We start from the raw sequence: 25,417 nt of genomic DNA, 5'->3' as shown, positions 1-25,417 counted from the left end.
ATATGATTACCATGGTAAATAGTTAACTGGCATTACCCTAACATACTCAGAATCTGAGACAACCCTGGACCGGCCTGAGGGCGGAATTTTGCCGCAAGCGAAACGGCTGAATTTCCCATGAATAAAGGGCTGAGGGCGGTTTGAATTTTTCTCAATTTTTTGCTGCTGCATGGGAGAATTTCGCCTGAATTGGTGTGATTCAGGCGAATATGACGGGGAAATTACAGTGTAGTACGTAGTGGAATATTCGGCTGGAAATAATGAAATGCAGAGTTAATTAATGAACGTTAATTCATTCATTAAAAATCCCAGTCCTCGTCTTGCGTCTCCACCGCTTTACCCATCACGTACGACGAGCCGGACCCGGAAAAGAAGTCGTGGTTTTCATCGGCGTTGGGCGACAGCGCTGCGAGGATCGCCGGGTTCACCTCCGCCATTTCTGGTGGGAATAACGCTTCGTAGCCCAGGTTCATCAGCGCCTTGTTGGCGTTATAGCAGAGGAAGGCTTTTACGTCCTCTTCCCAGCCCGTTCCGGCGTACAGCTCTTCGGTATAGCTCAGCTCGTTGTCATACAGATCCATCAGTAAATCGAGGGCAAAACCTTTGAGTTCCTCGCGTTTTTCCGCGCTGACTTTCTCCAGCCCTTTCTGATACTTATAGCCGATGTAATACCCGTGTACCGCTTCATCGCGGATGATGAGGCGAATCAAATCGGCGGTGTTGGTGAGCTTGCCCCGGCTCGACCAGTACATAGGCAGCCAGAAGCCGGAATAGAAGAGGAAAGATTCCAGGAACACGCTGGCGATCTTCTTCTTCAGCGGCTCGTCGGCCCGGTAATATTCCAGCACCAGATCTGCCTTGCGCTGCAATGACGCGCTCTCTTCACTCCAGGCGTAGGCCGCGTCCACGTCTCTGGTCTGGCACAGGGTGGAGAAAATCGAGCTGTAGGAGCGGGCATGGACCGCCTCCATAAAGCTGATGTTCGACATTACCGCCTCTTCGTGCGGGGTCAGCGCGTCGCTCATCAGCGCGGGCGCACCCACGGTATTCTGAATGGTGTCCAGCAGCGTCAGGCCGGTAAAGACGCGGATTGTCAGCTGCTGCTCGGCATGGCTCAGGGTTTGCCAGGCCGGAATATCGTTGGAGAGCGGGACCTTTTCCGGCAGCCAGAAGTTGCTGGTCAGGCGGTTCCAGACCTCCAGGTCTTTATCATCCTGAATTTTGTTCCAGTTAACGGCACTTACGCGTGACAGTTTCATCCTTTCTCCTTACAGCGCGCAGGACACGCAGCCTTCAATTTCGGTGCCTTCCAGCGCGAGCTGGCGCAGGCGAATGTAGTACAGCGTTTTGATGCCTTTCTTCCACGCGTAGATCTGCGCTTTGTTGATATCCCGCGTGGTGGCGGTGTCCGGGAAGAAGAGCGTCAGCGACAGCCCCTGATCCACATGTTTAGTCGCCTCGGCGTAGGTATCAATGATCTTTTCCGGGCCAATCTCATAGGCGTCCTGGTACAGCGCCAGATTCTCGTTGGTCATAAACGGGGCAGGGTAGTAGACACGCCCGGTTTTGCCTTCCTTACGGATTTCAATCTTCGACACGATGGGATGGATGCTCGACGTGGCGTGATTGATATAGGAAATGGAGCCGGTTGGCGGCACCGCCTGAAGGTTCTGGTTATAAATGCCGTAGCGCATCACCTCTTCACGCAGCTGTTGCCACATCTCACGCGTCGGCAGGGTGATGCCAGCGCGGGCAAACAGCGCGCGTACTTTTTCGGTTTTCGGCTGCCAGTCGCCTTCCAGATACTGGCTGAAATACTCTCCGCTGGCGTAGCGGGACTGCTCAAAGCCTGCGAACCGCTGGTGGCGTTCGCGCGCCAGCATCATCGAGGTATGCAGCACATGCCAGGTGATGGTGTAGAAATAAAGGTTGGTGAAATCCAGCCCTTCCGGGCTGCCGTAGGCGATGCCCTCCCGCGCCAGATATCCGTGCAGGTTCATCTGCCCAAGGCCGATGGCATGCGACGCGGCGTTGCCCGCCTCAATGGACGGTACGCTGCGGATGTGGCTCATGTCCGATACCGCCGTCAGCCCGCGAATGGCGGTCTCTACCGTGCGGCCAAAATCGGGTGAATCCATGGTATGGGCAATATTTAGCGACCCGAGGTTACAGGAGATATCCTTGCCCACGTCCGCGTAGTCGAGGTTCTCGTCGTAGCTGGACGCGCTGTTGACCTGCAAAATCTCCGAGCACAGATTGCTCATGTTGATGCGCCCGGCAATCGGGTTAGCGCGGTTCACCGTGTCCTCGTACATGATGTACGGATAGCCGGACTCAAACTGAATTTCAGCCAGCGTCTGGAAGAAATCGCGGGCGTTGATGGTTTTTTTGCGAATGCGATCGTCGGCCACCAGCTCGTCGTACAGCTCGCTTATCGCCACGTCGCCAAAGGCTTTGCCGTAAATCCGCTCAACGTCATACGGTGAGAAGAGCGCCATGTCGGCATTCTCTTTAGCCAGCTTAAACGTGATATCCGGGATCACCACGCCAAGCGACAGGGTTTTGATGCGGATCTTTTCGTCGGCGTTTTCACGTTTGGTATCCAGAAAACGCAGAATGTCCGGGTGGTGCGCGTGCAGATAAACCGCACCCGCGCCCTGACGTGCGCCAAGCTGGTTGGCGTATGAGAAGGCATCTTCCAGCATCTTCATCACCGGGATGACGCCGGAAGACTGGTTTTCGATGCGCTTAATCGGCGCGCCCGCTTCCCGCAGGTTCGAAAGCAGAAACGCCACGCCGCCGCCGCGTTTCGAAAGCTGTAGCGCCGAATTCACCGCACGGCCAATCGACTCCATATTGTCTTCAATACGCAGCAGGAAGCAGGAGACCAGTTCGCCGCGCTGGGCTTTCCCACAGTTAAGGAACGTTGGCGTGGCGGGCTGGAAGCGACCGGAGAGGATCTCCTCCGTGAGTCTTTCGGCCAGCGCTTCATCGCCCTGCGCCAGCGTCAGCGCCACCATCACCACCCGATCTTCAAAGCTTTCTAAATAGCGTTTGCCGTCAAAGGTTTTCAGGGTGTAGCTGGTGTAATACTTCCACGCGCCGAGAAACGTCTGGAAGCGAAAACCGCTGGCGTGCGCCCGTTCAAACAATGCCACCACGAAGGCGCGGTCGTAGCGGGTGAGGACACGCTCTTCGTAATAACCCTCTTTTACCAGCCAGTCGAGACGTTCCTGCTGGCTGCCAAAGACGACGCTGTTCGGGCGTACGTGAGCGGCAAAAAAGGCGTCCACCGCCTCATGATCTTTGCCAAACTGAATGCGCCCCTCGCGGTCATAGAGGTTTAGCATGGCGTTTAATGCGTGGTAATCCGGCGTCGCCTGAATCACGCGTTCTGCGGTTGTCGTTGCCAAAATTCGTTCACTCCTTTACGCACGTTCTCTACGTCCTGCTGTGTCCCCATCAGTTCAAAACGATAGAGATACGGCACGCCGCATTTTTGAGAGATGACATCCCCGGCGCGGGCAAAGGCCTCGCCGAAGTTGCGATTGCCTGCGGCGATCACGCCGCGAATCAGCTGCCGGTTATGGGGATCGTTCAGAAAGCGGATCACCTGACGAGGCACAGCCCCTGCGGTGCCGCCACCGCCATAGCTGGGCACCACCAGAATGTAGGGTTCGTCTACCTGAATACGCTCCCGCTCGTTCAGCGGAATGCGTATCGCGGGCAGCCCGAGACGCTCCATAAACCGAAGCGTGTTTTCCGAGCTGCTGGAAAAGTAGACCAGCGTGCTCATGCACTGACGCCCTGAGCGGCAAGGCGGTTGATCATGTCCGGACGGAAGCCAGACCAGCTGGTGTCGCCGGCAACGACAACCGGAAGCTGACGGAAACCCTGCGCCCGCAGGGTGTCTGCCGCGTCGGGCACCTGATCAATATTGACCATCTCAAATGCCACGCCGCGGCTCTCCATCGCCCGTTTCGTGGCGTGGCACTGAACACAATCGTTACGAGTGTAAATAATAATGCTCATGATTCGTATTTCCATTTAGAATGAGAGAACGGCGCGAGTAAACGCGTCATGTTGTGTGTGTCTTTCTAAAGGGAATACTAGATGTAGTTGCGATAAGTTTCAACCACGCAAGATATGGGAAATACAGATTAATAAGGCCCCAACGATGAGCCTGGCGGGGCAGGGCGGGCTGTGCGGGTTTTTCAGGCTGTCAGGCAAAGAAAAGCCCCGGCGCCTGAGGCGACCGGGGCTGAGAACGCGCGCTTACTTACGCAAGCTAAGCAGGGCGCCGACAAAAATCCCGACCGCCGCGACCGTTCCCAGCGTACAAAGTGGTTTTTCACGTACGAAGGTGGTGGCGCAGCTGGCCATGTCGCAGGCCGCCTGAGTGGTACGTGAGCGGCCATTCATCCTTGCCCGCGTTTCACGCAGCAGAGACTGAGCCTTACGTTTCGCGGCATCTGCTTCGTCCTTCGCGTCAGAGCCCCAGGATTTCAATACGGCTTCCAGCGTGTCCGCTAATTGGCTGACATCGTTACGAATATCCTGTGTGTCGTCATTAATATCGTTTCGGTTCGGTCTGTTAAACATACGATCCTCCATAATTTGTGTTCCCGTTTAGTTTAGTCCAGAAATGTAATATCTGAAGCGAGTCACGGCTTATCGGGCAGTTTATGGAATATTCTGAAAGCCCTGCTAATGCTGAATACTGTAAGGTTGCCGGGCAGGAATGATAATGAGGAAAAGATATGTATTTACGACCCGATGAGGTGGCGCGCGTTCTTGAAAAAGAAGGGTTCACCATGGATGAGGTAACATCAAAAGCGTACGGATATCGCCGTGGTGAGAATTATGTTTACGTCAACCGTGAAGCAAGAATGGGGCGTACTGCTCTCATTATTCACCCGACACTCAAAGACAGAAGCCTGTCATTTGCTGAGCCCGCCTCGGATATTAAAACCTGCGATCATTATCAGCAATTTCCGCTCTATTTAGGCGGCGAGACGCATGAACATTATGGTATTCCGCACGGTTTCAGCTCGCGTATGGCGCTGGAGCGGTTCCTGAAAGGGCTGTTTGGCGACGTACAATAACTCTGCGACTGGCCTGAGCCAGTCGCCTTACCTTACGCTTTTGCCTGGCTATAAGGGCTGACTTTAAACAGGCGGCGGCAGTAGTCAAGAAAGTAACCGTACACCGCACCCATCAGCATGGATACCACGATATTTGAACTTACCGCAGCGGCGATTTGATGCCAGTCTGCGCCCACCGTCAGCAAAATAACCACATACACCGGGGACTGGAACGTTACGTAAGCCAGCACGTCCGCCAGGTTTTTTACCCAACCCGCCGGGCTAATACGCCGGGCTAAACGCATCACTGCATCGCGATACAGGCCGTACGGCCAGGCAATCATGATATTCACCGGAATGGCCACCAGGCGCGACGAGAGGGATTGCTCAAAGGACATTCCCGACAGGAAAATTTCAATCAGCATATTCACGACGGAACAGTAAACGACCATCGCGAACGTATCCGCTACCGCATGGCGCAGGCGAGACTGCGGTGAGAACATGTCTGAACCCCTCTAACAGGACAAAAAAGTGGCGTTTTACCTGCGGCCTTTAGTGCTTTAGGTTGGTTTGCTATGAGTGTATAGCGTATCTCTCTGGCTTTTAACTAACAAGTAGTGATTAATTTTTATTTGAAGGCGCTTTAGCCATAAAATTCTCTAAAGTTGTGCGTTTTTTGCGCGCTTCGTTATTTTCTCTCCCTGTCCATCTTTTGTTAAAATAAATCAATGGATTAGTTTATCAGTGCGCGTGTAAAACCTCTGTTGTGTGGGAGAGTGGAGGCGGTTTTTTGAACTGTTTTAAACAGGAGTTTTTGGCCTGGGGAAGGGCGGTATATTACGCATTAAAACAGACATATATTTCGGGGTTATATTAACGGGATATTCTAAAACATTTACAATAATGTCAAAACGTCAGGGTGGGTAGATATCAGAACAAAAATCAATTATTCTGTTGCCTGATTTATGTTATACACACGAAGAAAGGTTTTTCATTATTATGGCTTTAACGTTACAGAATCTTAATAATATTCGTACCCTCCGGGCGCTGGCACGTGAATTATCCATGGATGTTCTGGAAGAAGTGCTGGAAAAATTCCGGATTGTCACTGAAGAAAAACGCAGCGAGCAGGCTGAATTAGAGCGTCAACGCGCTGAACAGCAGGATAAAATTAATGCTCTGCTGGAACTGATGAAAGCTGACGGTATTTCTCCGAGCGATCTGTTAGGCAGTGATCTGGCGCAGGCGGGTCAGCCGACGAAAAAACGTAAAGCGCGTGCGGCGAAATATCGTTTTATTGACGCGAACGGTGAAGAAAAAACCTGGACCGGCCAGGGGCGTACGCCAAAGCCAATTGCAACCGCACTGGCAAATGGTAAATCGCTGGAAGATTTCCTGATCTGATGATTATTCGGGCGGTGTATTCCGCCCGATTATTGACTTAGCAGACGCCAAAGTCACCGTCTTCGGAGTACAGAACCACGTCCGCCGCTTTCAGGTGATATTTCTCGCCCTGCTCATTGCTGGCCTGCACAGCCACAATGTTTTCACCATTCACTTCGAGCACTTTCAGTTTCGGACCGCCCTGACGCGGTTGGACATAATCACCGACAGAAAACATAGCACCTCCTCATCATTGTCATGATCTTCACCATAGCCCACGTCCGGGGGCGGGGTACAGCCTAATCTTTCAGATACTCCTTATCAGGTACGTCGGTTCCACGGCATCACTTTCAGCAATCAGCGCGTTTGCCTGCTGCGGCGAAATAAGAGGAAGAGACATTGCGTTTCCTTACGGTCAATTTCAGAACAGTAGAGCATTTAAGGCGGGGGTTTAAGCCAGTGTAAAGAGGGTAAAGGCAGGTAAAAGCGCGAGAGACGCATGGCAGTTAACCGTAAACTGGCTACGCTTAGAGAAGTGTCTTTTATAATTTTCAATTGGTTAGCTTGCACGGAGTTTTTTATGGGTTTTTGGCGCGTTGTTTTTACGATTATTCTCCCGCCGCTGGGCGTGCTGCTTGGCAAGGGGCTGGGCTGGGCGTTTATTCTGAATATCCTTCTGACCATCCTGGGCTACTTCCCCGGTCTTATCCACGCGTTTTGGGTTCAGACGAAGAGCTAGGTGCGCCACAGTAAGTCACTGTAGATCCGGGTCAGCACGCCTTCGGGGCCAAACTGCTGTTTGATCCAGCGCGTGACCTGACCGGTCGCCGCATGCTGCGTGGCGAGCAGCATGCGCGAATCCTGACGTGGATTATTGATCCGCCGCGTTACCAGCAGCCCGTCCTCCACCGCCTCACGCGTCATATATTCCGGTAAAAAGCCAATACCTTCCCCCAGGATCTGACACTGGCATTTCGTGTTGAAGTCCGGCACCAGAATCGCCTCCTGACCGTGAAGCAGCCAGCCCACCTTCTTGTTGATGGTATGCGCGGTGTCCTCGACCATGATATTGGGATACAGACGCAGCTGACTTTCGGAAATGGGCTCCGGGGCGAACGCCAGCGGATGCGTGGGCGCGATGGCAAATACCCAGCGGATCGCCCCTATCTCGGTGTAATCAATGCCGCCGCCGTCCAGCAGCGTATCCGGCGCGCCAATGGCGATGTTGGCCTGATTATTAATGATGGAATCCCAGACGCCGTTATACACCTCGGTCGTCACCGTGATCTGGCAGGTGGGAAACTGTTTTTTCAGCACCTGGAGCAAACGCGCGGTATGGCGTGGCGTATACAAAAGCTGGTTTATGCAGATGCGCACCCGCGTCTCAATGCCCTGAGAAATGGTATCAATCCCGCGCTTGATGGCATGAAAGTCATTCAGCAGGTCGGTCGCTTTACGATAAAAATAAAAACCGGATTCGGTCAGCTCAATGCTGCGCGTGTTGCGTACAAACAGCACCACGTCCAGTCCGGTCTCCATGCGTTTGATGGTGTAACTGATGGCGGAGGTGGTCACGCCCAGCTCGGCAGCCGCTTTGCTAAAACTGCCAAAACGTGCCGCGGTGGTGAAGGCCAGCAAATTCTCTTCGGTAAAGATGGAATTCATATTATGGCTCCTGGTGACCATCAGTTTTGAACATATTTTAACGGCGGCGTTACATCATAGTTGATGTCGATCACAGTTCTGGATTTTTACGTAGGACCGCGCTGTGTAAGGCTTTTTCAGCCATAAGGATAATGCAGCCTGAAGCGCGTAAAAGCGGTAAAACATAAGAAAAAGGTTGCACAGACGCACATTTCTCCCGGACTGTTGAATTTAACTCAACAATGAATTGCGTGTCGATGAATCATTTTTAAGCGGATTCTTTTATGACCAGGCTGTTGCTATTCTCAGGTCATCAGAAGTGAAACATAGGGAGTCTGAATATGTCTGCAACTGCACTGGTTACAGAATTTCTGCTGGCGGCAGAAGAGGGCAATATCGATGCGCTAAAAGCCTGCCTGGAGAAAGGCGTGGATATTAACGCGACCAACCGCCAGAAAAGAACCGCCATTATTATTGCCAGTCTGAAAAGGCATTACGCCTGTGTGGAGTTTTTAATTGCCGCCGGGGCGGATATTGATAAACAGGACCAGACCTGTTTTAACCCCTTCCTGATCGGCTGCCTGACCAATGATTTAACCCTGCTGCGCATTGTTCTTCCGGCAAATCCGGATCTCGATCGTCTGACGCGCTTTGGCGGCGTGGGCATTACCCCTGCCAGTGAAAAAGGGCACGTTGAAATCGTGCGTGAGCTGCTGGAAAAAACCGACATCAACGTCAACCACACCAATTTTGTCGGCTGGACGCCGCTGCTGGAGGCCATCGTATTAAACGACGGCGGCGCAAAGCAGCAGGAAATTGTGAAGCTGTTGCTCGATCACGGCGCGAACCCGCACATGACCGATAAATACGGCAAAACCCCGCTCGAGCTGGCGCGGGAAAAAGGCTTCAACGCGATCGCAGACCTGCTGCTGGCGGCAGGCGCATAGTGCATTCGGTCAGCCTTCCCCTGGCTGGCCGTTAATCAATAAACGCATTGTTACCGACGTGCATTTAGCACGACGGCGGCCCCCTTTTATCTTAAACAGGTGAAAATAATGCCAACCAAAATCGTCATAAAAAAGAATACGTATTTCGATTCGGTTTCCTTAATGTCGGTTTCCACCAAAGCCAATAAATTGCCGGGCGTCGAGCAGGCGTTTGTGGCGATGGCGACGGAAATGAACAAAGGGGTATTAAAAAACCTCGGGCTATTAACGCCGGAATTAGCGGACGCGAAAAACGGCGACCTGATGATCGTTATTAAAGGCGACGCGGCGAATGAGGAAACCCTGGCCGCCATTGAAGCGCTGTTCACGCGTAAAGAGCGCACTGGCTCCCATGATGCACGCTACGCGACGATTGCCAGCGCCAAAACCCATCGTCCGGACAGCAACCTTGCGGTGATTTCCGTCAACGGCACCTTCGCCGCACGGGAAGCGCGCCAGGCGCTGGAAAACGATCTTAACGTGATGCTGTTCTCCGATAACGTATCGCTCGACGACGAGCTGGCGCTGAAGCAGCTGGCGCATGAAAAGGGTCTGCTGATGATGGGGCCAGACTGCGGCACCGCCATTATCAACGGCGCGGGGCTGTGCTTCGCCAACGCGGTGCGTCGCGGGCAGATTGGCATCGTTGGCGCCTCCGGCACCGGCAGCCAGGAGCTGAGCGTGCGCATTCACGAGTTCGGCGGCGGCGTGTCGCAGCTGATTGGCACCGGCGGACGCGATCTCAGCGAGAAGATCGGCGGCCTGATGATGCTCGATGCTATCGACATGCTGGAGGCGGACGACGCGACCCGGGTGATAGCGCTCATCTCCAAACCGCCTGCACCCGCGGTGGCTGAGAAAGTACTGGCCCGGGCACGCGCCTGCCGCAAGCCTGTGGTTGTGTGCTTCCTGGGCCGCAACGAACCGCCAGCCGATGAAGACGGTTTGCAGTTTGCTCGTGGCACCAAAGAGGCGGCCCTGAAAGCGGTGCTGCTTACCGGCATTAAAAAAGACGACCTGGATTTACATCCGCTCAACTGGCCGCTGATCGAAGAGGTACGCGCCCGCCTGACGCCGCAGCAGAAGTACATTCGCGGCCTGTTCTGCGGCGGCACCCTGTGCGACGAAGCGATGTTTGCCGTGCTGGAGAAATTTGACAATGTTTACAGCAACATCCAGCCGGATCCGGCCAGGCGTCTGAAAGACATCAGCGTCAGCCAGGCCCACACCTTCCTTGATTTCGGTGACGACGACTTCACCAACGGCAAGCCACACCCGATGATCGACCCGACCAACCGCATCAGCCGCCTGCTACAGGAGGCGCGCGATCCGCAGGTGGGGGTGATCGTGATGGATTTCGTGCTTGGCTTTGGCGCGCATGACGATCCGGTTGGGGTGATGATCGAGGCGATCAAAGAGGCACAGGCGATCGCGAAAGCCGACAACCGTCCGCTGGAAATTCTCGGCTACGTGCTCGGCACCGATCAGGATCCGCAGTCGTTGGCGCAGCAGTGCCAGCTGCTGACTGATGCAGGCGTCATCTGGGCCAGCAGCAGCACCAATACCGGATTACTGGCACGCGAATTTGTCTGCAAAGGGGAGAGAGCATAATGACGATCTTATTCAACCAGCCGCTGAACGTGATTAACGTCGGGATTGCGATGTTCAGCGACGACCTCAAAAAACAGCACGTTCCCGTGACCCAGCTCGACTGGACGCCGCCGGGGCAGGGCAATATGCAGGTGGTGGACGCGCTGGATCGGCTGGCGGAAAAACCGCTGGCGGAGAAAATTGCCGCCGCGAACAAAATTGCCCTTGAGCGGATTATTCAGTCCCATCCGGTGCTGGTGGGCTATGACCAGGCCATCAACGTGGTGCCGGGCATGACCCGCACGACCATTCTGCACGCCGGTCCGCCTGTTACCTGGGAGAACATGTGCGGGGCAATGAAGGGTGCGGTCACCGGGGCGCTGGTGTTTGAAGGGCTGGCGAAAGATCTGGACGATGCGGCAAGGATCGCCGCCTCCGGAGATATTACGTTCTCGCCTTGCCACGAGCATGACTGCGTGGGCTCGATGGCGGGCGTCACCTCCGCGTCGATGTTTATGCACATCGTTGAGAACAAAACCTACGGCAACCGCGCCTTCACCAACCTCAGCGAGCAGATGGCGAAGATCCTGCGCATGGGGGCTAACGACCAGAGCGTGATCGAGCGCCTGAACTGGATGCGCGACGTGCTCGGCCCGATGCTGCGCGACGCGATGAAGATTATCGGCGAAATCGACCTGCGCCTGATGCTGGCCCAGGCGCTGCACATGGGCGACGAGTGCCACAACCGCAACAACGCGGGCACCACGCTGCTTATTCAGGCGCTGACGCCGGGGCTGATCCAGGCGGGCTATCCGGTGGCGCAGCAGCGTGAAGTGTTCGAGTTTGTCGCCAGCAGCGACTACTTCTCCGGTCCGACGTGGATCGCGATGTGTAAGGCCGCGCTGGATGCCGCCCACGGCATTGAGTACAGCACCGTCGTCACCACCATGGCGCGCAACGGCTACGAGTTCGGCCTGCGCGTTTCCGGCCTGCCGGGGCAGTGGTTCACCGGCCCGGCGCAGCAGGTGATCGGCCCGATGTTCGCGGGCTATAAGCCGGAAGACTCCGGGCTGGATATCGGCGACAGCGCGATTACCGAAACCTACGGCATCGGCGGCTTTGCAATGGCGACGGCCCCGGCCATCGTTGCGCTGGTGGGCGGCACGGTGGAGGAAGCCATCGATTTTTCTCGCCAGATGCGCGAAATCACCCTCGGCGAAAACCCGAACGTCACCATTCCGCTGCTGTCTTTTATGGGCATCCCGACCGCCATCGACATCACGAAGGTCGCGGGCAGCGGCATTCTGCCGGTCATTAATACCGCCATTGCCCACAAGGACGCCGGGATCGGCATGATTGGGGCGGGCATCGTTCACCCGCCGTTTAGCTGTTTTGAAAAGGCGCTGTTAACCTTCCGCGATCGCTACGTTCTATAAGGTATGCATCCATGAAAAACATGAAACTGGAGTGGAAAAGAGGTGACTGGGCAGCTTATTTCGGGTTGATGACCAACAACCTGACCAATTTGCTGACCATGATGGGGCTGCTCATTTTTGTCGTCGGCATCCCGAAGGAGATTGTTTATGGACGCATCGCGCCAGCCTTCGGGCTGGCGGTGCTGGTGGCGAGTCTTTGCTATACGTGGTTTGGCCTGCAAATGGCGCGCGCCACCGGACGAACGGACGTCACCGCGCTGCCGTCCGGCCCAAGCGCGCCGTCGATTTTTACCGTGACCTTCCTGGTCTTAATGCCGGTTTACCAGCAAACCGGCGATGCGGATTTCGCGATTCAGATTGGCCTGGTGTGGTGCTTTGTGGAAGCGATGATCCTCGCGGGCGGTTCCTTCCTGGGGGAAACCATCCGCAAGATGATCCCGCGTACCGTGCTGCTGTCGTGCCTGTCCGGTCTTGGCCTGCTGCTGCTGGCGATGAACCCGATGTTGCAGGCGTTCGAAGCGCCGACCGTGTCGTTTATCGTCCTGCTGCTGATCTTCATTAACTGGTTCGGTAAAAAGCCGATTTTTGCCAAAATCCCGACCGGCCTGCTGCTGTTAATTGCCGGTACTCTGCTTGCGTGGATCTCCGGCCTGCAAAGCCCGGATGCCATTAAAGCGTCCATGTCATCATTCGGCTTTAACCCGCCAGAAGTGCACGTGGACAGCTTCATGCAAGGACTGCCGCACGCGCTGCCGTATCTGGCGTCCGCCGTACCGCTGGGGCTGGCGAACTACATCTTTGACCTGGAGAACATCGAAAGCGCCCACGCGGCGGGGGATGAATACCCGACCCGCAAGGTAATGCTGGCGAACGGTCTGGCCTCGATGCTCGGCTGCCTGATGGGCAATCCGTTCCCGGTCACGGTCTACGTCGGCCATCCTGGCTGGAAAGCGATGGGCGCCAGCATCGGCTACACCCTGGCGTCCGGCGTGACCATGTTCATCGTGCCGCTGTTCGGGCTGGGGGCCTTTATGCTCGCCATCATACCGATGACCGCCATCGTGCCGATTCTGGTGTTTATCGGCGTCGTCACCGCCAACCAGGTGGTGAGGGAAACCCCGAAAGTGGAGGTACCCGTCATCTTCATCTGCCTGTTCCCGTGGATCGCCAACTGGGCGCTGACCATGATGAACAGCGTGATGAGCGCGGCGGGGACCAGCGCGGCGAAAATCGGCACCGACGTGCTGCACAGCAAGGGGATCTACTACGAAGGCCTGATGCATCTCGGCAACGGCGCGCCGCTCGCCAGCATGCTCTGGGGCTGTATCGCCATCTTCGCCATCCTCAACAAACCGCTGCGTGGAGCCGTCGCGGCGGCCGGTGGAGCGCTGCTGGCGCTGTTTGGGGTGATCCACGCGCCGGTGGTGGGCTTTGCCGAGGGCAGTTCCCTGATGTTCGTCACGGCCTACCTGATGATGGGCGGGATGTTTGTGGTGAAGCATGTGCTGGATACCTCTGTTAATCCCCCTCTCCCTGTGGGAGAGGGCCGGGATGAGGGCACCAGAACGCACCTTCTAAAGGAAACAAAATGAAAGAGCTTATGGTCGTCGCCATCGGCGGCAACAGCATTATCAAAGACAACGCCAGCCAGTCGATTGAGCATCAGGCGCAGGCGGTCAAAGCGGTGGCTGAGTCGGTGCTCGAAATGCTGGCTTCGGACTATGACATCGTGCTCACCCACGGCAATGGCCCGCAGGTGGGGCTGGATCTGCGCCGCGCCGAAATCGCCCACGAGCGGGAAGGACTGCCGCTGACCCCGCTGGCAAACTGCGTGGCGGATACCCAGGGCGGGATCGGCTACCTGATCCAGCAGGCGCTCAACAACCGCCTGGCGGCGCGCGGGGAACAAAAAGCGGTCACGGTCGTCACCCAGGTGGAGGTGGATAAAAACGATCCTGGTTTTACGCACCCGACGAAACCCATCGGCGCGTTTTTCAGCGAGGCGCAGCGCGACGAACTGCAACTTGCGCACCCGGACTGGCATTTTGTTGAGGATTCAGGCCGGGGCTATCGCCGCGTGGTGGCTTCACCGCAGCCGCGGCGCATCGTTGAGTCGGATGCCATCAAGGCGCTGACGCAGAAAGGATTTGTGGTGATCGGCGCGGGGGGCGGAGGCATTCCTGTGGTGCGCAGTGAACAGGGCGATTACCAGAGCGTGGACGCGGTGATAGATAAAGATCTCTCCACCGCGCTGCTGGCGCGCGAGATCCGCGCCGACGTGCTGGTGATCACCACCGGCGTGGAGAAAGTGTGCATCCACTTCGGCAAGCCGAATCAACAGGCGCTGAGCACTGTGAACGTGGCGCAGATGACGCGCTACATGGAAGAAGGGCATTTTCCGGCGGGCAGCATGTTGCCGAAAATCGTCGCCTCGCTGGAATTTTTACGCCATGGCGGCAGGCGGGTGATCATTACCTCGCCGGACTGCCTGCCCGCGGCGCTGCGCGGTGAAACGGGTACCCACATTGTTAATGAAGGAAGATAAGATGAGTGAGAATAAAAGCCGCCGCGAGTTTATCAGCCAGAGCGGCAAAATGGTTACCGCCTGCGCGCTGTTTGGCGCCACGGGTTCCGTCGCGTATGCTGCCGATTCAGCAAAGGCAACCTGCGAGACGGGTAAACCGATGAACATCACCGCAAAACATTACTATCTCGACAACGTGCTGCTGGAAGCCGGGTTTAACTTCGACGGCAGCGTGGCGACAAGTACCCGCACCGAGCTGAAAACGCTGGAAATCAAAGACGGGAAAATCGTCGCCCTGCGCGACAACAACAGCCACGCGGACGCGACCCTGCCGCACTTCGACGCGGGCAAAAAGCTGATGCTCCCGGCGATGCGCGACATGCACATCCATCTGGATAAAACCTTCTACGGCGGCCCGTGGCGCTCCCTGAACCGTCCGGCGGGCACCACCATTCAGGACATGATCCGCCTGGAGCAGAAGCTGCTGCCGGAGTTACAGCCCTACACGCAAGAACGCGCCGAAAAGCTGATCGACCTGCTCCAGTCCAAAGGGTCAACCATCGCCCGCAGCCACTGCAACATAGAGCCGGTTTCCGGCCTGAAAAACCTGGAAAATTTGCAGGCGGTACTGGCGCGCCGAAGCCCTGGTTTTGACTGCGAAATCGTTGCCTTCCCGCAGCACGGCCTGCTGCTGTCTCATTCTGAAAAGCTAATGCGCGAGGCGATGCAGGCGGGGGCGCATTACGTGGGCGGGCTGGACCCGACCAACGTCGACGGCGCGATGGAGAAATCCCTCGACACCATGTTCCAGATTGCGCTGGATTATGACAAAGGGGTGGATATCCATCTGCATGAAACCAGCCCGGCGGGCGTGGCGGCGGTGAACTACATGGTACAAACCGTAGAGAAAACGCCGGCGCTGAAGGGGAAGCTGACCATCAGCCACGCCTTCGCCCTGGCGACGCTTAACGAGCAAGAGGTGGATGAGATCGCCACCCGCATGGCGGCACAACAGGTGACCATCGCCTCCACCGTGCCGATTGGCACTCTGCACATGCCGCTGAAGCAGCTGCGTGATAAAGGCGTGTTTGTCATGACCGGTACCGACAGCGTGATCGACCACTGGTCGCCGTACGGTCTGGGGGACATGCTGGAGAAAGCCAACCTCTATGCGCAGCTCTATATTCGCCCGAATGAGCAGACGCTTTCGCGCGCGCTGGGCATCGCCACCGGCGACGTGCTGCCGCTAAACGATAAAGGTGAGCGCGTGTGGCCGAAAGCGCAGGATGACGCCAGCTTTGTGCTGGTGGATGCCTCCTGTTCCGCCGAGGCCGTGGCACGCATCTCTCCGCGTACCGCGACGTTCCATAAGGGGAGTCTGGTCTGGGGCTCTGTGGGTTAATGTGGTGCCGGGCGGCGCTGCGCTTACCCGGCCTACGGTTCGGAGATTTTGTAGGTCGGGTAAGGCGAAACCGCCACCCGACAATGCAGTATACTGCTATGCACATTCTTAAAGAGGGATCAGCCATGGCACAAAACATCTACGACAATCCGGCGTTTTTCGAAGGCTACGCTCAGCTTCCGCGCTCGGTGCAGGGGCTGGACGGCGCGCCGGAGTGGCCTGCGCTCAGGGCGATGCTGCCGGATTTAACCGGCAAATCGGTTATCGATCTCGGCTGCGGCTATGGTTGGTTCTGCCGCGCGGCGCGTGAGCTGGGCGCGTCTGACGTCACGGGCGTGGATATCTCCGAAAAGATGCTCGCCCGCGCAGTGGAGCTCACCGCCGATCCACAGATTCACTATCAGCGTAGCGATCTGGAGTCTCTCAAGCTCAACGAGAACAGCCTCGATCTGGTCTACAGCTCGCTGGCGCTGCACTATCTGCCGGAACTGAACACATTATTTGCCCACGTTCAGCGCGCGCTTAAACCCGGCGGTTGCCTGGTCTTCTCTATGGAGCACCCGATTTACACCTGCGCCTCCCGTCAGGGCTGGCTGACGGACAACAGCGGCGAGCGGTTCTGGGGCGTGAACCATTATCAGGACGAAAGCCAGCGCGTCAGCAACTGGCTGGCAGACGGGGTGATTAAATACCACCGTACGCTGGGCACCACGCTCAACGCGCTGATCAAGGCCGGATTAACAATAAGCGAAGTCAATGAGTGGGGACCAACGCAGGCGCAAATTGACGCCTGGCCCGCGCTGGCAGAAGAGGCAGAGCGCCCGATGCTGGTGCTGATCGCCGCCCGTAAGGCTTAATAACCGACTTTATACACCCGCCCGCTCTGCACCCCTTCGACGCTGCGGCGGTAAGCCTGCGCAACGGTCGCGGCGGGAACGCTTTCAAAGCCCGGGAAGAAGCCGTCGTACGCTTCGGCGGATTCGGTCAGCACCGTCGGGCTGATCAGATTAATGCGAATACCGCGCGGCAGTTCACAGGCCGCGGCGCGCACAAACCCTTCCAGCGCGGCGTTAACCGTGGTGGCATTCACGCCCTGGGCAATCGGCTCGTGCGCCACAATCCCGCTTATCAGCGTAATCGAGCCACCTTCGTTCAGGAAGTGCTGGCCGGTCAGCGCCAGACGAACCTGCCCCAGCAGCTTATCCTGCAAACCCTGGTTGAACTCGCCGTCGGTCATGGTTGAGAGCGGGCCGAAGTGCAACCCTCCGCTGGCGGAGACAATCGCATCCACCGGACCGATCTTTTTGAACAGCGCCTGCACGCTCGCCTGCGAGGTGATATCCACCTGATGATCGCCCTGCGTGCGACCCACGCGGATCACCTCGTGGCGACGGCTTAGCTCTTCTGTCACAGCATGACCGACCGTACCGCTGGCACCAATAATGACGATTTTCATAGCAGACTCCTTATGTTGTGAGCCTTCATTCTTAAATAAATAAAAATTCAGATAAACTGGGCTGATATTAGAAGATTACTAACCAGAGGTTCGTAATATGGATAAGCTTCGCGGCATGGAGACGTTCATCGCGGTGGTGGAAAGCGGCAGCTTTACCGGCGCGGCGGCCCGGCTGGAGATGTCGGCGGTAATGGTCGGGAAGTATATTGCGCAGCTGGAATCGCAGCTCGGTACGCGGCTGCTGGAGCGCAACACCCGTCGCCAGAGCCTGACGGATGCCGGACGCGTTTATTTCGAAGAGGCCAGGCGCGTGCTGGAGCAGGTCTCGATTGCTGAAAACGCGGTTGAGCGTCTGCGAGCCACGCCCGCCGGCACCCTGCGCGTGACGGCGCCTACCTCGTTTGGCGGCTGCGTTATCGCGCCTCTGACGGCCACGTTTTTGCAGCGTTACCCGGAAGTGCGCATCGAACTGGATCTCACCAACCGAATGGTGGATCTGGTAGAGGAAGGGGTCGATCTGGCCATTCGTATCGGTGAGATCCGTAATGAGGATCTGGTGGCGAAATACCTGTGTCCCTACAACATGGTGATCTGCGCCGCGCCGGATTATCTGGCGCGTCACGGTACGCCGCAAACGCCAGCCGATCTGGTGGATCACCTGTGCCTGTCGCACACGGTCTGGACGGCGCGTAACGAGTGGCGGCTGCCGGGAGTGGAAGGCGAAGTGCGCTGGAAGCGTGATGCCGTCTTACGATGCAATGACGGCTACGGCTTACGCATGGCGGCGCGAGCCGGGGCGGGACTCCTGCTGCAACCGGAAGTGCTGGTGGCGGAAGAGCTGGCGAGCGGCAGGCTGGTTCGGGTTCTGGAAGCGTTTACGCCCGCGCCGAGGCCGGTGCATTTACTGTGGCGTCAGGATTTGCGGCCGCTGCCTAAGCTAACGGAATTTATTGCCCATATTCTGCTAAGATTGGGCACAATATAAAAAAAGAAGGTAAGTAAAGAATGTCTGCAAACAAACTCGCCAGCAGCGCGCAGGGCCTGCAATCCTCTGCCATCCGTGAATTATTAAAACATAGCAAAATGGCAGGCGTGATTTCGCTGGGTGGCGGTATTCCAAATCCGGACCTGTTCGATCATGAAGGTTTAAAAATCGCCGCTGATGCCGTGCTGTCTCAGCATTTTGGCGAAGCGTTCCAGTATGGCCTGACGGAAGGCGTCCCGGGGCTGCGCGAAGAGATCCAACGCATCTGTGAAGGTCGCGGCATCGCCTGTAAAGCCGATGACGTGGTCATTACTTCCGGCTCGCAACAATCGCTTGACGTGCTGGCGCGGGCGTTAATTAACCCGGGCGATACGGTCGTCGTGGAGCGGCCTACCTACCTCGCCGCGTTGCAGGTCTTTGGCCTGGCGCAGGCGAATTTTGAATCCGTCGGCACCGACGGTGACGGCATGAAAGTGGATGAACTTGAAGCGCTGGTAGCCACCAAAACCATCAAAGCGGTTTATATCGTGCCAACCTTTGGTAACCCGGGCGGCGTGACGCTCTCCGAAGCGCGTCGTAAACAGCTGGTGGAATTATCGAAGCGCTATGACTTCGTGATTATCGAAGACGACCCGTACAGCGAGATCAACTACACCGACGAAGCGTTCCGCCCGCTGATTGCTCATGCCGAAGATATCGGCAATGAGGATAACGTGGTGTACACCTCCACCTTCTCTAAAATCCTCGCGCCGGGCACCCGCGTGGGCTGGGTGCTGGTGCCGGAGTGGCTGAAGCGCGCGGTGGTGAACCTCAAGCAAACCACCGATCTGCACACCAGCACGCTGTCGCAGCTGATGACGTACGAGTATCTGAAAACCGGTCGTCTGGCGAATCAGATTAAAATGATCCGCGAAGCCTATCGCCAGAAATACCAGACCTTTGCAACGGAACTGGAAGCGGAGCTGGGCGATGTGATGTCGTTCCACAAGCCAAAGGGCGGCATGTTCCTGTGGGCGAAAATGAACAACGGCATCAATACGACGAAATGGCTGGAAAAAACGTTGAGCAACGGCGTCGTGTTTGTGCCGGGTGAGTTCTTCTACTGCAACGAGCCGGACCATACCACGCTGCGCATGTCTTTCGTTACCCCAACGGATGAGCAGCTTAAAGAAGCGGTTCGACGCCTCAAAATTTCCCTGTAACAGGATGCGCATAATGGCAGATGCCGTTATGCGCTGTTCCCGTGCAGGGTAACGTCTGGCTTGCCGGATTTTCGCTTCGCCATGACTTCCGCCACGGTTTTTATCCGGCTTAACTCCTCCTGCGTGCGGGAGTTAGATTGCGCTTCCCAGATATCAACGTTTAGCTGTAAGTTCAGCCAAAATTCAATAGTGGTATTAAAGGCTTTTGCCAGTTTGATCGCCATATCGGCAGTAAGTTTGCGATTGTTATTGACCAATGCGCTTACGGTATTGCGGTGTACATTTAGCATCTCTGCCAGATCGTTGATTTTCAGATTGAGCGGTTCAAGATACTCATACTGCAACACCTCGCCCGGCGTGGTGGGTTTGCGGAGTGCCTGTTGAAGTGTCATAGGTGATGCCTCACTTGTGTTGCGTGTACTTGTGTGGAGAGAGATAGAGATCGTCTGCTTTTCCCTCTGACCAGCGAAATACAAGCCTGTATTGTCTGTTTACCCGGATAGAGGAATATCCCTTCAACGGAGGACTCAATGCTTCATACATATTGCCCGGTGGCGATCGTAAATCCAGGTGCGACATGGCCGCATTGATGATGTCGAGCTTTCTTGCAAGCGCTGTTTCCAGATTCAAAGGGATAACATTGCTCGATCTCCCGTAGAGAAAAAAATCCTCAAGCCATTGATCCCGAAAATGATTAATCATAATGCTGGTAAGCTCCAGTCCTTGAAGCTGAGTGGATAGTAATGCACTCCTGCACTGTGCGCAAGTGCGTTTTGTCTGCGAGTAATATTACCCTGGTCATGGCTGAAGGGAAGTGTGATGCATGACTAAAGGTTAATTCTTCGAGGCGGATTCCACGTCTTGCGTGCGGATTAATGCCCGGCGGCGCTGCGCTTGCGCGGGCCTGCGAGAATGTAGGCCGGGTAAGGCGCAGCCGCCACCCGGCGTTTGACTACCGCTCCCTCAGCGCCTCCTTCGCCCGGTTAAACGGTTTGATCATATAATCCAGCACCGTTTTCTCACCGGTCTTGATATCCACCGTCGCTATCATCCCTGGCACGATCGAGAAGTGTCTGCCCGCCTTATTCACCAGATAATCCTGGCTGGTACGGATAAACACCCGGTAATAGAACACCTCCGGCTTCGCTTCGTCCTGAATAGTGTCCGGCGAAATGGTCTCCACCACCCCGTGTAGCCCACCGTAAATCGCGTAATCGTAGGCGGTGATTTTCACCAGCGCCTCCTGATTAGGGTGGATAAAGGCGATATCCCGCGGCGAGAGGCGGGTTTCAATCAGCAGATGATCGTCCACCGGCACAATTTCCATCAGCTCACCGTTGGGCGGGATCACACCGCCAATCGTTGTCACTTTGATGTTTTTCACGATCCCGCGCACCGGAGACTTCACCGTCAGACGGGTAACGGAATCCTCGCGGCCTTTCAGGATCGCTGACACCATATCCACCTCGGCGTTGGCCTTTGACAGCGCTTCACGGGCCTGCACGTAATACTGGGAACGCACGTCGGTGAGCTTCAGCTCCAGGTCGCTTTTCTGCCGTTGCAGGCGCAGCACTTCCACGTGGCTGGCGGCCCCGGTTTTCACCAGCCGCTGGGTGATCGCCAGCTCTTTGTTCGCGAGATCTAACGCGGCGCGCAACTCCCGCTGGGTATCCTCAAGCTGGGCGCGGCGCGAGTTGTAGAGCCGCGTTTCAGCGGCGGTCAGGTCGGTCCATTTCGCCAGGGACGGCGGGAATTTGAGCGGCAGATCGTTCACCTCGGCATACAGACGCGCGCTGGAGGCCAGCGATGCCCGGTAACGCGCCGCGCTTTCGCCGACGTTGGATTCCGAGCGGGTAGGATCCAGCCGCGCCAGCACCTGTCCGGCCTGCACCTGATCCCCTTCGTGCACGTTCAGCTCGGTGAGGATGCCCCCATCCAGCGACTGCAATACCTGCTCGCGTGAGCTGGGGATCACTTTCCCGGTGCCGGTTGAGACTTCGTCCAGCACCCCGAACCACGCCCAGACGCCAAGCACCACAAACATCAGCAGGGAGAAGAAAACAATGCGCCGGGCACCGGTATAACCGCTTTCTGAGTCGAGCGCGTTATCCAGATCTTCTACTGCGGCAACGTCACGCTGACTGATTTTCATTTTTCCACTCCCGTCCGGTTGCCTGCTGCTGTTGCTGCATACGGCTGTTGTTCAGCGCCTGGGCTTTTGGCGCGTCCATCACCAGCATGCCATCTTTGAGTACCACCACGCGCTCCACCAGCTCCAGCACCGGCACGCGGTGGGTCGCGACAATCAGCGTGCGGTTGCCAAGCCACGCCCCGAGGCGCTGAATAAATTCCCGCTCGGTATGCTCATCAAGGGAAGCGGTCGGTTCGTCCATCAGCACGATATTCGGATCGCGCAGTAGCATCCGTGCCAGCAGGATGGACTGCCGCTGCCCGCCGGACAGCCCGACGCCGTTCTCCATAATCGGGTAATCCAGCCCCTTCGGCAGCTTCTGCACAAAGCTGGCCGCGCCGCACATCTCCAGCACCTCGAAGATCTCTTTATCGGTGGCGCGCGGCATGCCGAGCGTGATGTTCTCGCGCAGGGTGCCGTAAAACAGCCGGGCGTTCTGGGTCATAAAGCCGACGTTTCGCCGCACGTCAGCCACGTCCAGATGCGGCAGGCTGAGGTTGTCGAGCCGCAGTTCACCGCCCGCCAGATCCATCCCGCCCGCCATCGCCTGCAACAGGGTTGATTTGCCCGCGCCGTTGCGCCCGAGGATCGCCACTTTCTCGCCCGCTTTGATCTCCAGACGGTTAATGCGCAGCGCCATGCGCGGATCTTCCGGGTGATAGCGGAACTGCGCCTGCTCGAACAGGTAATGTCCGCGCAGCACGTCCTGACGGATCGGCGTCTCTTCGCGCTGATTCTCGGTCGGCAGCTGCATAATGCTGTCCAGCCCCTCTTTGGCCGCCTTCACCTGCTGCCAGCGGGCCAGCACGCCGCACAGCGTCGCCATCGGGGCGATCATCCGTGAGGCGAGCATTGAGGCAGCCACCACTGAACCGGTGGTTAAGGTGCCGTCGATCACCATCGGCGCGCCCACCACGATCACCCCGGCATACACCAGGCTCTGAATGGTCATCCCCCAGCTGATCAGGTTCTGCGTCAGCTCGCGGGTGCGCAGGCCGGATTCGGCGGTGATCTGGATATAGCTGTTCCACTGCTGCAAAAAGCGGTTCTCCGCCTGCATCAGCTTGATGTCCTCCAGCCCCTGCACGCTCTCCACCAGCACCGCGTTGCGCAGGGTCGATTCATGCGCCGACTGCTTCGCCAGCTCCGCCAGCTTCTTTTGCAGCAGCAGGCCGGGCAGGACCATGATCACCGCCGCCACCGGGGCGATCCACGCCAGCTGCGGGGCGATGATCGCCAGCACAATCACAAACAGGATAAAAAACGGCAGATCGACGATGGTGGAGATGGTGGAGGAGGTGACCATCTCGCGGATCTGCTCCAGCTCGCGCAGCTGGGAGATAAAGCTGCCGGTGGATCGCGGAATGGCGCTGTGGCGCAGCCGCAGCGCGTGGCCGAACACCCGATCCGAGACGCGCAGATCCGAGCGTTTACCCAGCAGATCCATAATGTGTCCGCGCGCCACGCGCAGCACAAAGCCAAACAGCGTGGCGATCAGCACCCCGATGGTCAGCACATAGAGCGTCGGATAGGACTGGGCGGGGATCACCCGGTCATACACCTGCATGGAAAAGACGATGCCCGAGAGGGAGAGCACGTTAATGAACAGTGCCGCCAGCATTACCCAGCTGTAAGGGCGAAGGTCGCGCATCACCAGCCGGTAGAGCCAGTCCGGGCGGTATTTTGAGATATAGGCATCCACGCGGCTGTCCTTCAGCGCCGCCAGCGGACGCAGGGCGATGACGTGGCGGATGGCAGGCAGCATCGCGCTCATTGACAGGCGGTTGGTGTGCGTGTTGTCGTCGAAAAAGCTGACCTCAAGCGTATCCTCGCCGTCGAAATTGTCGATCACGCCGATTTTACCGTCGTTCAGCTCCACCACCACCGGCAGACGCCAGCTGTTGATGGCGTGCTGATCGGCCGTCAGCAGCTGGAATGTCAGCCCGGCTTCACGGGCGAGCTGCGTCAGCGCGGGCACCATCGGTTTGCCTTTCAGCCACGGCGCGCCGGCGATCAGCGAGCCTGGCGAGCAGGCAACGCGATAGCGCGTCGCCACATAGCCAAACGCCTGCGCCCACTGCTCCAGCGCCTCATCCGTCATATTTTCACCCTGCGGAATATCGCGTTGCTTCATGGCTGGATCTCCACGGTCTGGATGGTGCGGTTTTCAAGATCGAACGCGTGACGCAGGCGCCCGGTGTTGTACAGACAGTTGAGCTGAAGCTGATGCAGCTGTCCGGCGGTTTGCTGTTGGGTAAAGCGCGCCTGATACACCTCCTGCTCGGCGTTGAGCACGTCGAGCAGCGGGCGGGAACCGAGATCGAGATACTGCTGCTGATACAGCTCGCGGGTGCGGGCGCTGAGCGCTTCCTGACGGCCCTGGATCTGAAGCGTGCTCATCAGGCTCATCACCTGGCTGCGCGCTTCCAGCAGTTTTTGCCGCACCTCAAGACGGGTGCGCTGGATGGTGGACTGGGCGGATTCCACCGCGTGTCCGGCGGCGTTACGCCGGGCGGTGAGGCCGCCGCCCTGATAGAGCGGCATCTGCACTTTTACCCACGCGGAGTACTGGGTGCGGTCCCGCGTTTCGTTGCCGGCGTAGCGGTCGTTCAGGTAGTGACGAACTTCCGGCTCCAGCGAAACGGTAGGGGTCATTTGCGCGTTGGCATAGTCGAGATTAGCCTGCGCGACGTTGGCCTGCGCCCAGGCCGCTAATACCGAGGGCACCAGACGATCGTCCGGCTCGGCGATGTCGCAGCTGCGGGCCAGGCTCTGCGGAAAGTCATTGCTGACCGCGTTCAGGCTGTCCCAGCCCAGCAGGCTCATCAGCGTGGCGCGCGAGCTGTCGAGGCTGGCCTGATACTGCATCAGCTGCGCACGCGCCCCTTCGATGCGGGCGTCGGTCTGCACCACGTCAGAGAGTGACGTTGCGCCTTCATCATTACGTTGTTTCGTCAGGGTGCCGATGGAGGACAGGGCATCCAGCTGTTCTTTGGCGGTCTCGACCATCTGCTGCCAGGTCTGCACCTGCACCATGGCGATGGCGGTATCGTGGGCGATGGTGTCGATGCTCACCAGCACGTTGGCCTGCTGCTGGGCGACGCCCGCGTTTTCCGCGCGTACCTGGCTTGCGACTTTGCCGAAGTCGTAAAGCATTTGCGAAAGAGAAAGCACCAGCGAAGGGGTAAAGCCATTATCGTCACCGTCGTGGCTATAGCCGTTATCCATGCCGGCGTTAATTTGCGGATAATATTTCGATTTGGCGACGTCCACATTTTCGCTCTGCTGATAAAGTTTGCCGACGGCTTCACTGATGGCCGGATGCCAGGTCACGGCGCGGTTAACCGCTTCATTCAGCTGTAGCGTGCCGGGGGCGGCTTTGCTGGCTACGGGCGCCACGCGACCATTTAAAGAGGGGAGTTCCTGCGTTTCGCTTAATTGTCCGGTATTAATCATCGCCGCAGGGTTTGCCGCGATAGCGGGCACAGATATCAGGCAGCACGAGAGCCACCAGTAAGGCATCTTCTTTCCCAT

General features: G+C 57.2%; 26 protein-coding genes. 12 read left to right on the top strand and 14 right to left on the bottom strand.

The window, feature by feature from the left end:
• Positions 1-299: 299 nt before the first annotated feature.
• From nrdF to ACQG1Y_RS18045, 5 genes are all read right to left on the bottom strand, one after another.
• Positions 300-1,259, bottom strand: coding sequence for a class 1b ribonucleoside-diphosphate reductase subunit beta (gene nrdF / locus ACQG1Y_RS18065; RefSeq protein ID WP_017382773.1), 960 nt, complete (start codon positions 1,257-1,259; stop codon positions 300-302).
• Between the two features lie 9 nt (positions 1,260-1,268).
• On the bottom strand, positions 1,269-3,413 hold the full coding sequence (gene nrdE / locus ACQG1Y_RS18060; protein ID WP_086524007.1) for a class 1b ribonucleoside-diphosphate reductase subunit alpha: 2,145 nt from the start codon (positions 3,411-3,413) through the stop codon (positions 1,269-1,271).
• Positions 3,386-3,796: a class Ib ribonucleoside-diphosphate reductase assembly flavoprotein NrdI gene (gene nrdI / locus ACQG1Y_RS18055; RefSeq protein ID WP_015571656.1), complete on the bottom strand. Its 411-nt coding sequence runs from the start codon at positions 3,794-3,796 to the stop codon at positions 3,386-3,388. Before nrdI ends, nrdE begins: the two co-directional genes overlap by 28 nt.
• A complete protein-coding gene (gene nrdH / locus ACQG1Y_RS18050; RefSeq protein ID WP_017382770.1) occupies positions 3,793-4,032 on the bottom strand; it encodes a glutaredoxin-like protein NrdH in 240 nt (79 codons plus the stop codon). The genes nrdI and nrdH overlap by 4 nt, the downstream gene beginning before the upstream one ends.
• A gap of 243 nt (positions 4,033-4,275) precedes the next feature.
• Entirely contained in the window at positions 4,276-4,602 is a 327-nt protein-coding gene (locus ACQG1Y_RS18045; RefSeq protein WP_017382769.1) for a DUF883 domain-containing protein, read from the bottom strand.
• Between the two features lie 158 nt (positions 4,603-4,760).
• Between ACQG1Y_RS18045 and ACQG1Y_RS18040 the strand changes: the two genes are divergently transcribed.
• On the top strand, positions 4,761-5,105 hold the full coding sequence (locus tag ACQG1Y_RS18040) for a DUF2002 family protein (protein ID WP_006811693.1): 345 nt from the start codon (positions 4,761-4,763) through the stop codon (positions 5,103-5,105).
• 32 nt (positions 5,106-5,137) lie between these two features.
• On the opposite strand, the gene alaE is transcribed toward ACQG1Y_RS18040, so the two are convergent.
• Entirely contained in the window at positions 5,138-5,587 is a 450-nt protein-coding gene (alaE, locus tag ACQG1Y_RS18035) for an L-alanine exporter AlaE (protein WP_015571653.1), read from the bottom strand.
• A 496-nt stretch (positions 5,588-6,083) separates the two neighbouring features.
• Here alaE and stpA point away from each other — a divergent pair, with 496 nt between their 5' ends.
• A complete protein-coding gene (gene stpA / locus ACQG1Y_RS18030) occupies positions 6,084-6,488 on the top strand; it encodes a DNA-binding protein StpA (protein ID WP_017382768.1) in 405 nt (134 codons plus the stop codon).
• A 37-nt stretch (positions 6,489-6,525) separates the two neighbouring features.
• Here stpA and ACQG1Y_RS18025 read toward each other — a convergent pair whose 3' ends face one another.
• Entirely contained in the window at positions 6,526-6,705 is a 180-nt protein-coding gene (locus ACQG1Y_RS18025; protein ID WP_015571651.1) for a hypothetical protein, read from the bottom strand.
• 342 nt (positions 6,706-7,047) lie between these two features.
• On the opposite strand from ACQG1Y_RS18025, the gene ACQG1Y_RS18020 reads away from it, so the two are divergent.
• Positions 7,048-7,206 carry a YqaE/Pmp3 family membrane protein gene (locus ACQG1Y_RS18020; protein ID WP_003862203.1) on the top strand — a complete coding sequence of 53 codons (159 nt, stop codon included), beginning with the start codon at positions 7,048-7,050 and terminating at the stop codon, positions 7,204-7,206.
• Here ACQG1Y_RS18020 and ACQG1Y_RS18015 read toward each other — a convergent pair.
• Entirely contained in the window at positions 7,203-8,132 is a 930-nt protein-coding gene (locus tag ACQG1Y_RS18015) for a LysR substrate-binding domain-containing protein (RefSeq protein WP_015571650.1), read from the bottom strand. The genes ACQG1Y_RS18020 and ACQG1Y_RS18015 overlap by 4 nt on opposite strands.
• Positions 8,133-8,452: 320 nt before the next feature.
• Here ACQG1Y_RS18015 and ACQG1Y_RS18010 point away from each other — a divergent pair, with 320 nt between their 5' ends.
• The 7 genes from ACQG1Y_RS18010 (at position 8,453) to ACQG1Y_RS17980 (ending at position 16,906) form a co-directional block, all read left to right on the top strand.
• Positions 8,453-9,058, top strand: coding sequence for an ankyrin repeat domain-containing protein (locus tag ACQG1Y_RS18010; protein ID WP_017382766.1), 606 nt, complete (start codon positions 8,453-8,455; stop codon positions 9,056-9,058).
• 108 nt (positions 9,059-9,166) lie between these two features.
• Entirely contained in the window at positions 9,167-10,708 is a 1,542-nt protein-coding gene (fdrA, locus tag ACQG1Y_RS18005; protein ID WP_192972212.1) for an acyl-CoA synthetase FdrA, read from the top strand.
• Positions 10,708-12,123 carry a DUF1116 domain-containing protein gene (locus ACQG1Y_RS18000; RefSeq protein ID WP_426736918.1) on the top strand — a complete coding sequence of 472 codons (1,416 nt, stop codon included), beginning with the start codon at positions 10,708-10,710 and terminating at the stop codon, positions 12,121-12,123. Before fdrA ends, ACQG1Y_RS18000 begins: the two co-directional genes overlap by 1 nt.
• Positions 12,124-12,134: 11 nt before the next feature.
• Positions 12,135-13,715 carry a hypothetical protein gene (locus tag ACQG1Y_RS17995; protein WP_015571646.1) on the top strand — a complete coding sequence of 527 codons (1,581 nt, stop codon included), beginning with the start codon at positions 12,135-12,137 and terminating at the stop codon, positions 13,713-13,715.
• The gene (locus ACQG1Y_RS17990) at positions 13,712-14,668 is read left to right on the top strand and encodes a carbamate kinase family protein (protein ID WP_017692798.1); all 957 of its coding nucleotides are present in this window, start codon (positions 13,712-13,714) and stop codon (positions 14,666-14,668) included. Before ACQG1Y_RS17995 ends, ACQG1Y_RS17990 begins: the two co-directional genes overlap by 4 nt.
• A 1-nt stretch (position 14,669) precedes the next feature.
• Positions 14,670-16,049 (top strand): amidohydrolase family protein, encoded by a 1,380-nt coding sequence (locus ACQG1Y_RS17985; RefSeq protein ID WP_049134213.1) that lies wholly within the window; start codon positions 14,670-14,672, stop codon positions 16,047-16,049.
• A gap of 125 nt (positions 16,050-16,174) precedes the next feature.
• The gene (locus ACQG1Y_RS17980) at positions 16,175-16,906 is read left to right on the top strand and encodes a class I SAM-dependent methyltransferase (protein WP_017382760.1); all 732 of its coding nucleotides are present in this window, start codon (positions 16,175-16,177) and stop codon (positions 16,904-16,906) included.
• On the opposite strand, the gene ACQG1Y_RS17975 is transcribed toward ACQG1Y_RS17980, so the two are convergent.
• Positions 16,903-17,505, bottom strand: coding sequence for a short chain dehydrogenase (locus ACQG1Y_RS17975; RefSeq protein ID WP_033487546.1), 603 nt, complete (start codon positions 17,503-17,505; stop codon positions 16,903-16,905). The two genes, ACQG1Y_RS17980 and ACQG1Y_RS17975, sit on opposite strands and share 4 nt — an antisense overlap.
• A 97-nt stretch (positions 17,506-17,602) precedes the next feature.
• Between ACQG1Y_RS17975 and ACQG1Y_RS17970 the strand changes: the two genes are divergently transcribed.
• Together ACQG1Y_RS17970 and ACQG1Y_RS17965 are read left to right on the top strand one after the other, a co-directional pair.
• Positions 17,603-18,490 carry a LysR family transcriptional regulator gene (locus tag ACQG1Y_RS17970; protein ID WP_015571641.1) on the top strand — a complete coding sequence of 296 codons (888 nt, stop codon included), beginning with the start codon at positions 17,603-17,605 and terminating at the stop codon, positions 18,488-18,490.
• Positions 18,491-18,510: 20 nt separating this feature from the next.
• Positions 18,511-19,692, top strand: coding sequence for a PLP-dependent aminotransferase family protein (locus tag ACQG1Y_RS17965; RefSeq protein WP_063401700.1), 1,182 nt, complete (start codon positions 18,511-18,513; stop codon positions 19,690-19,692).
• A 26-nt stretch (positions 19,693-19,718) separates the two neighbouring features.
• On the opposite strand, the gene ACQG1Y_RS17960 is transcribed toward ACQG1Y_RS17965, so the two are convergent.
• The 5 genes from ACQG1Y_RS17960 to ACQG1Y_RS17940 form a co-directional block, all read right to left on the bottom strand.
• A complete protein-coding gene (locus ACQG1Y_RS17960; protein WP_015571639.1) occupies positions 19,719-20,084 on the bottom strand; it encodes a HigA family addiction module antitoxin in 366 nt (121 codons plus the stop codon).
• A gap of 10 nt (positions 20,085-20,094) precedes the next feature.
• On the bottom strand, positions 20,095-20,394 hold the full coding sequence (locus ACQG1Y_RS17955) for a type II toxin-antitoxin system RelE/ParE family toxin (RefSeq protein WP_015571638.1): 300 nt from the start codon (positions 20,392-20,394) through the stop codon (positions 20,095-20,097).
• 250 nt (positions 20,395-20,644) lie between these two features.
• Positions 20,645-21,844: an HlyD family efflux transporter periplasmic adaptor subunit gene (locus tag ACQG1Y_RS17950; protein WP_017382757.1), complete on the bottom strand. Its 1,200-nt coding sequence runs from the start codon at positions 21,842-21,844 to the stop codon at positions 20,645-20,647.
• Positions 21,825-24,017: a type I secretion system permease/ATPase gene (locus tag ACQG1Y_RS17945; RefSeq protein ID WP_047716689.1), complete on the bottom strand. Its 2,193-nt coding sequence runs from the start codon at positions 24,015-24,017 to the stop codon at positions 21,825-21,827. The genes ACQG1Y_RS17950 and ACQG1Y_RS17945 overlap by 20 nt, the downstream gene beginning before the upstream one ends.
• Positions 24,014-25,417, bottom strand: a complete 1,404-nt coding sequence (locus ACQG1Y_RS17940) for a TolC family outer membrane protein (RefSeq protein ID WP_023295304.1) — start codon at positions 25,415-25,417, stop codon at positions 24,014-24,016. The genes ACQG1Y_RS17945 and ACQG1Y_RS17940 overlap by 4 nt, the downstream gene beginning before the upstream one ends.

This window comes from Enterobacter cloacae complex sp. 397G4 (assembly GCF_050031515.1).
GTDB classification, from domain to species: domain Bacteria; phylum Pseudomonadota; class Gammaproteobacteria; order Enterobacterales; family Enterobacteriaceae; genus Enterobacter; species Enterobacter hormaechei_C.
The sequence above is the reverse complement of the archived record's forward strand: the minus strand, read 5'-3'. Positions and strand labels throughout refer to the sequence as shown.

Bases quoted from the DNA above. Each gene is read 5' to 3' on its own strand.
- nrdF (WP_017382773.1), bottom strand. From the start codon at position 1,259: ATGAAACTGTCACGCGTAAGTGCCGTTAACTGGAACAAAATTCAGGAT.
- nrdI (WP_015571656.1), bottom strand. From the start codon at position 3,796: ATGAGCACGCTGGTCTACTTTTCCAGCAGCTCGGAAAACACGCTTCGG.
- nrdH (WP_017382770.1), bottom strand. From the start codon at position 4,032: ATGAGCATTATTATTTACACTCGTAACGATTGTGTTCAGTGCCACGCC.
- ACQG1Y_RS18045 (WP_017382769.1), bottom strand. From the start codon at position 4,602: ATGTTTAACAGACCGAACCGAAACGATATTAATGACGACACACAGGAT.
- ACQG1Y_RS18040 (WP_006811693.1), top strand. From the start codon at position 4,761: ATGTATTTACGACCCGATGAGGTGGCGCGCGTTCTTGAAAAAGAAGGG.
- alaE (WP_015571653.1), bottom strand. From the start codon at position 5,587: ATGTTCTCACCGCAGTCTCGCCTGCGCCATGCGGTAGCGGATACGTTC.
- stpA (WP_017382768.1), top strand. From the start codon at position 6,084: ATGGCTTTAACGTTACAGAATCTTAATAATATTCGTACCCTCCGGGCG.
- ACQG1Y_RS18025 (WP_015571651.1), bottom strand. From the start codon at position 6,705: ATGTTTTCTGTCGGTGATTATGTCCAACCGCGTCAGGGCGGTCCGAAA.
- ACQG1Y_RS18020 (WP_003862203.1), top strand. From the start codon at position 7,048: ATGGGTTTTTGGCGCGTTGTTTTTACGATTATTCTCCCGCCGCTGGGC.
- ACQG1Y_RS18015 (WP_015571650.1), bottom strand. From the start codon at position 8,132: ATGAATTCCATCTTTACCGAAGAGAATTTGCTGGCCTTCACCACCGCG.
- ACQG1Y_RS18010 (WP_017382766.1), top strand. From the start codon at position 8,453: ATGTCTGCAACTGCACTGGTTACAGAATTTCTGCTGGCGGCAGAAGAG.
- fdrA (WP_192972212.1), top strand. From the start codon at position 9,167: ATGCCAACCAAAATCGTCATAAAAAAGAATACGTATTTCGATTCGGTT.
- ACQG1Y_RS18000 (WP_426736918.1), top strand. From the start codon at position 10,708: ATGACGATCTTATTCAACCAGCCGCTGAACGTGATTAACGTCGGGATT.
- ACQG1Y_RS17995 (WP_015571646.1), top strand. From the start codon at position 12,135: ATGAAAAACATGAAACTGGAGTGGAAAAGAGGTGACTGGGCAGCTTAT.
- ACQG1Y_RS17990 (WP_017692798.1), top strand. From the start codon at position 13,712: ATGAAAGAGCTTATGGTCGTCGCCATCGGCGGCAACAGCATTATCAAA.
- ACQG1Y_RS17985 (WP_049134213.1), top strand. From the start codon at position 14,670: ATGAGTGAGAATAAAAGCCGCCGCGAGTTTATCAGCCAGAGCGGCAAA.
- ACQG1Y_RS17980 (WP_017382760.1), top strand. From the start codon at position 16,175: ATGGCACAAAACATCTACGACAATCCGGCGTTTTTCGAAGGCTACGCT.
- ACQG1Y_RS17975 (WP_033487546.1), bottom strand. From the start codon at position 17,505: ATGAAAATCGTCATTATTGGTGCCAGCGGTACGGTCGGTCATGCTGTG.
- ACQG1Y_RS17970 (WP_015571641.1), top strand. From the start codon at position 17,603: ATGGATAAGCTTCGCGGCATGGAGACGTTCATCGCGGTGGTGGAAAGC.
- ACQG1Y_RS17965 (WP_063401700.1), top strand. From the start codon at position 18,511: ATGTCTGCAAACAAACTCGCCAGCAGCGCGCAGGGCCTGCAATCCTCT.
- ACQG1Y_RS17960 (WP_015571639.1), bottom strand. From the start codon at position 20,084: ATGACACTTCAACAGGCACTCCGCAAACCCACCACGCCGGGCGAGGTG.
- ACQG1Y_RS17955 (WP_015571638.1), bottom strand. From the start codon at position 20,394: ATGATTAATCATTTTCGGGATCAATGGCTTGAGGATTTTTTTCTCTAC.
- ACQG1Y_RS17950 (WP_017382757.1), bottom strand. From the start codon at position 21,844: ATGAAAATCAGTCAGCGTGACGTTGCCGCAGTAGAAGATCTGGATAAC.
- ACQG1Y_RS17945 (WP_047716689.1), bottom strand. From the start codon at position 24,017: ATGAAGCAACGCGATATTCCGCAGGGTGAAAATATGACGGATGAGGCG.
- ACQG1Y_RS17940 (WP_023295304.1), bottom strand. From the start codon at position 25,417: ATGGGAAAGAAGATGCCTTACTGGTGGCTCTCGTGCTGCCTGATATCT.